4 protein-coding genes are annotated in these 5409 nt (G+C 71.9%); 1 reads left to right on the plus strand and 3 read right to left on the minus strand.

Annotated features, from left to right (window positions below; all coding sequences use genetic code 11):
• The 3 genes from VF536_RS10795 to VF536_RS10805 form a co-directional block, all read right to left on the minus strand.
• Window positions 1–711, minus strand: a 711-nt coding sequence (locus tag VF536_RS10795) for a DEAD/DEAH box helicase (RefSeq protein WP_331614852.1), incomplete at its 3' end; no start/stop codon positions are given.
• Between the two features lie 164 nt (window positions 712–875).
• Complete coding sequence (locus VF536_RS10800) at window positions 876–2534, minus strand: ATP-dependent DNA ligase (protein ID WP_331614849.1); 1659 nt, start codon at window positions 2532–2534, stop codon at window positions 876–878.
• Window positions 2531–3628, minus strand: a complete 1098-nt coding sequence (locus tag VF536_RS10805; RefSeq protein WP_331614850.1) for a ligase-associated DNA damage response exonuclease — start codon at window positions 3626–3628, stop codon at window positions 2531–2533. The genes VF536_RS10800 and VF536_RS10805 overlap by 4 nt, the downstream gene beginning before the upstream one ends.
• 173 nt (window positions 3629–3801) lie before the next feature.
• Here VF536_RS10805 and VF536_RS10810 point away from each other — a divergent pair.
• Window positions 3802–5409, plus strand: a 1608-nt coding sequence (locus VF536_RS10810; RefSeq protein ID WP_331614851.1) for a cache domain-containing protein, incomplete at its 3' end; no start/stop codon positions are given.

The following is a 5409-nucleotide window of genomic DNA, read 5'->3' on the forward strand; positions in this document are numbered from 1 at the left end:
CCTCTCCCGCAAGCGGGAGAGGAAGTCAGAAGGGAGTGAGTCTGACGCCGTCATCTGCTTGCGGGAAATGCTGTCTTCAGCAGCGCTCGGTGCATTCTCACTCCCTCTCCCGCTTGCGGGAGAGGGCGGGGGTGAGGGCCAGCGGCTGTCGAAGGACTCCTGCCCGAAGCGGCGCAGCCGCGCCAGCGCGAGCTGCGTCTGCACGCCGCGCTTGTTGCCCATCAGCTCATGCCACTCATCGACGACGACCAACCGCACCGGCCCGAGTTGATCGCGCGCATCGGCGCGCGACAACAGCAGCGACAGACTCTCCGGCGTCGTCACCAGCACCGTCGGCAGCCGCCGGTCCTGCGCGGCGCGCTGTGCGGACGTCGTGTCGCCGCTGCGCAGCGCCGCGGTCCAGCCCGGGCACAGCGCCGCCATCGGCGCTTCCAGCGCGCGCAGCGTATCTGCGGCCAACGCCCGCATCGGCGTGATCCAGAGCACCGTCAGCGGCGGCGCGATCGCCTTCCCGCCATGAATGCGCGCCTCCGCGCCCACCTCGTCCCGCAGCGCCGCGAGCGCGCCCAGCCACACCGCCAGCGTCTTGCCGCTGCCGGTGCTCGAATGCAGCAGCCCGCCGCGACCGCGCGCGATCTCCTCCCAGACGCGACGCTGGAACGGGAATGGGATCCAGCCCTTGGCATCGAGCCATGCATCGACCGCAGCGATCCCAGCAGTCGCAGCGTTCCCAGCAGTCGCAGCGTTCCCGGCAGTAGCGGCGCTCCCGACGACCGTCTCGTCGCTTCGACTCCCTCTCCCGCGTGCGGGAGAGGGCCGGGGTGAGGGCCAGCGGCCGTGCCTGTCCACTCCATCGACGTCATCGCTTCCGCCGCTCACGCGCCCTCCTCCGGCAACAAGGCCTGCAGCGACTGCAAGGTATCGGCTTCCGCAACCGGCTTGTCCTCCCGCCGCCGCAGCATGCGCGGGAACCGGACCGCAATGCCGCTCTTGTGGCGGCCGCTGCGCGCGATGCCTTCGAAGCCGAGCTCGAACACCATCGTCGGCGTGACGCTGCGCACCGGGCCGAAGGTCTCGGTCGTCGTCTTGCGGATCACGGCGTCGACCTCGCGGATCTCGGCATCGGTCAGCCCCGAGTACGCCTTCGCGAACGGCACGAGCTGCCGCGCCGCATCGTCCGGCGGCCCGTTCCACACCGCGAAGGTGTAGTCCGTGTAGAGGCTCGCGCGCCGTCCGTGGCCCCGCTGCGCATAGATCAGCACCGCATCCACGGAGAGCGGATCGATCTTCCACTTCCACCAGACGCCGACGTCCTTGGTCCGCCCGACGCCGTAACGCGCGTCCCGGCGCTTGAGCATCATCCCTTCGACACCGAGCGCGCGCGCCTGCTCGCGCCGCCGGGCGAGGTCGGCCCAGTCCGCACCTTCGATCAACGGACTGAGCTCGAGTCCCGCCAGCGGATGCGCGGCGACCACGCGTTCCAGCCGCGCGCGACGCTCATGCTGCGGCCGATCGCGCAGATCCTCGCCGGCCTCTTCAAGCAGGTCGTAGACGCACAGCGCCACCGGCAGCTCGCCCAGCAGCTTCGCGCTGAGCGTCTTGCGACCGATGCGCTTCTGCAGTTCTGCGAACGGCATCGCGCGGCCATCGCGCCACACCAGGATCTCGCCGTCGATCACGGTGCCGTCGGGCTGCGCCTCGCCCATCGCGCGCAACTCGGGGAAGCGGTCGGTGACGAGTTCCTCTCCGCGCGACCAGATCGCGGCCTCCCCGCCGCGCTTCACCAGTTGCGCGCGGATGCCGTCCCACTTCCACTCGACCAGCCAGTCCGACACCGGTCCGATCGCGGCATCGAACTGCGCGACGGCGAGGTTGAACGGATGCGCGAGGAAGAACGGATAGGGCTGCAGTCCGCGCGAGGCGCCGTCGGCTCCTTCGGGATCCGCGGGCGCGATGAGCGCTTCGTAGTCCGCGGCGGACGGTGTCGCGCCGATGTGCGTGTAGCCCATCAGCCGCTGCGCCACGAGCTTCGCGTCCAGGCCCCCGACGGCCGCCAGCGCCTGCGTCACCTGCAGCTTCGACACGCCGACGCGGAACGCGCCCGTGATCAGCTTGAGGTGGACGAAACGCTGCTCGACCGCCAACGCCGCCCACTGGCTCTGCAAAGTCAGCGCGAGCGCTTCCGGTGGCTGACCGCGCAGCGGCAGCAGATGACCGGTCATCCATTCGGACAAGGACCGCTCGACCGCCTGCGTCGGCTCGGGCAGCAGCAGCGCGATCGTTTCAGCCAGGTCGCCGACGGCCTCGTAGCTCTCGTCGAAGAGCCACTCCGGCAGCCCCGCCGAGAGCCGGGCCTGCTCGCGCAGGAGCTTCGTCGGCACGAGCTGGCGGGGCTTGCCGCCGGCCAGGAAGTACACGGCCCACGCGGCGTCCTCCGGCGGCGACTGGCGCAGGTAGGCCTGCAGCGCGGCCTGCTTGGCGAGGCTGGATGTCGAGGCGTCCAGATCGCGGAACAGCGCGGCGAAAGCTCTCATCCCCGAGGCTCCGATTCGGTCGCCGCGTCGCCGCCCGGCTGGCCGCTTGCCCCGCCGCTCCCCTCCTCATCTCCATACTCGGTCGCGAAGCCCTGCGCCCGCAGCCCCTGCTCGCCCAGCCAGCGCACCATCGTCGCCACACTGCCGTGCGTGACGAAGACGCGCTCCGCGCCGGTGCCGCGGATCGCCGCCATCAACCCCGGCCAGTCCGCGTGGTCCGACACGACGAAGCCGCGGTCGACACCGCGCCGCCGACGCGTGCCGCGCAGCTGCATCCAGCCGCTGGCGAAGGCGTCGGACAGATCCGGGCCGAAGCGTTTGAGCCAGGGAGAACTCGCGGCGGACGGCGGCGCGATGACCAGCGCGCGCGACAGCGCAGCCTTGTCCAAGGCCGGATCACTGACCGACAGCGTCGGCGGCAGGACCACGCCGGCCGCGCGGTAGACGGCGTTCAGCGGCTCCACGGCGCCATGCGCGACGATGGGCCCGATCGTCGCGTCCACGCCGTGCAGCAGCCGTTGCGCCTTGCCCAGCGCATACGCATACAGGACCGAGGGGCGCCCCGCCTCGGCGTTGGCGCGCCACCAGGCGTCGATCTCGGCGAACAGCGCCGCCTGCGAGGGCCAGCGGTAGATCGGCAGGCCGAAGGTGGATTCGGTGATGAAGGTGTCGCAGCGCACCGGCTCGAACGGCGCGTTGGTGCCGTCGGCCTCGAGCTTGTAGTCGCCCGACGCGACCCAGACCCGTCCGCCGTGTTCCAGCCGCACCTGCGCCGACCCCAGCACGTGGCCGGCCGGATGCAGCGACACGCGCACCCCGTGATGCACGACCGTCTCGCCGTAGGCCAGCGTCTGCAGCGTGATGTCCTCGCCGAGCCGGCGCCGCAGGATCGCCGCGCTGTCGCGATGCGCCAGGTAGTGGGCGTTCCCCCCGCGCGCGTGGTCGCTGTGGCCGTGCGTGATGACGGCGCGGTCGACCGGCCGCCAGGGGTCGATGTAGAAGTCGCCGGGCGGGCAGTACAGCCCCTGCGGCCGGGCGACGACGAGGTCGTCCGCGGCCGGCGCGGGCCCGGCCGTGGCGAGGTGGGTGTTCATGTCGCCCATGCTAGCCACCGCCCTCCCCGGCGGCTGTAGGACGAGCCCGCGACCGGCGCGCCTCCCACGCCACACGGGGGCTTGCGCCCCGCGCCGCCTCCCCTACACTGACCCGGCGTTCATCCACCACCGCCCGGCGCACGCCGACCGCGCGGTCCTGGGGAGGGAGAAGGATGGGTCGTATCTCCGACTGGCTGCTCGGACATCGCCGGGTCGCGTGGCCGCTGGCCGCCGCGGCGGCGCTGTCGCTGGGCATCGCCGCGAGCGAGCTGCACCGGCATTCGCTCGAGCACGACTTCCTGCGCAACCTGAACAACGCCGCCCAGCGCGAGGCCATGGCGCTGCAAGGCCTGACCCTCACCGGCAAGGGCATGGGCGCGATCGTGCTCGCCGGCCAGCTCAATCCGGCGCTGAAAGTCACCGCCACGCTCACCGACGTCGACGAGGCGCGGCGCGTGCGCCCCGCCGCCGACACGCTGGAGGTGATCGGCAGCAGCGTCGGCGCGCAACTGGCCTTCGTCGTGAACGCGCAGGGACGCATCGTCGCGGGCTGGGACGACGAAGGCTCACCGCCTATCGGCCTGGACGTGAGCTTCCGCCAGTACTTCCGCCAGGCGATGCGCGGCCAGCCCAACGTCTTCGGCGGCATCAGCATCAGCACCGGCCAGCGCGCGTTCTGGCTGGCCGCCCCCATCTACCGCCGCCCCGGCCAGGAAGGCGAGATCGTCGGCGTGGTCGCCGCCCGGCTCTACGCCGACGCGCTGGACCACTTCCTCGACACGCGCAGCTACGCGGGGGCGCTGCTGGTCTCGCCGTCGGGCGTCGTGCTCGCCGCCAGCCGGCCCCACTGGCGCATGAGCCTGGACGGCGCGGCCACGCCGCAACGCGCGCAGGCGATCACCGCCGCGGGCCAGTTCGGCAAGCTGTTCGAGGATCCGTCGCGCACGCACAGCCTGCCGTTCGCGCTGGGCGGCCCCGCGGTGGAGATCGACGGCGTGCGCCATGCCGTCGCCCACGCCGACGTCGCCTGGAACGATCCGACCGGCTCCTGGCGGGTGGTGCTGCTGGGCGACCTGGACGCGCTGGAGCCGCTCCCGACGCGGCTGGGGATCGCCGCGCTGGTGGCGCTGCTGGCCTTCGGACTGCTGGCCGCCACCCTGCGCAGCCTGGCGCACGGCGCCGCGCGCGACCGCAAGGAGCTCGAGCTGCAGGCGCAGCACGGCCAGCTCCAGGGGCTGCTGGCCGAGCGCGAACGCGCCCAGGACGCGCTGCTGCAGGCCAAGGACGATGCCGAGAGCGCCACCCGCGCCAAGTCCGACTTCCTGGCCAACATGAGCCACGAGATCCGCACCCCGATGAACGCGATCATCGGCATGTCCCACCTGGCGCTGCAGACCGGGCTGGACGCCCGCCAGCGCAACTACATCGAGAAGGTGCACCGCTCGGCCGAGAACCTGCTCGGCGTCATCGACGACATCCTGGACTTCAGCCGCATCGAGGCCGGCAAGCTCAGCCTGGAGTGCGTGCCCTTCCGGATGGAGGACGTGCTGGATCACCTGGTCAACCTGATCGGCTTCCGCGTCGAGGACAAGGGCCTGGAGCTGCTGCTCAACGTGCCGCCGGACCTGCCCACCGCGCTGATCGGCGATCCGCTGCGCCTGGGCCAGGTGCTGGTGAACCTGGGCAACAACGCCGCCAAGTTCACCGACCACGGCGAGATCATCGTCGGCATCGAGGCCGTGGCGCTGACGCCCGAGCAGGCGGCGCAGGCGGCGCTGGCC

Source organism: Roseateles sp. (genome assembly GCF_036486225.1).
In the GTDB taxonomy this organism is placed as follows: domain Bacteria; phylum Pseudomonadota; class Gammaproteobacteria; order Burkholderiales; family Burkholderiaceae_C; genus Roseateles.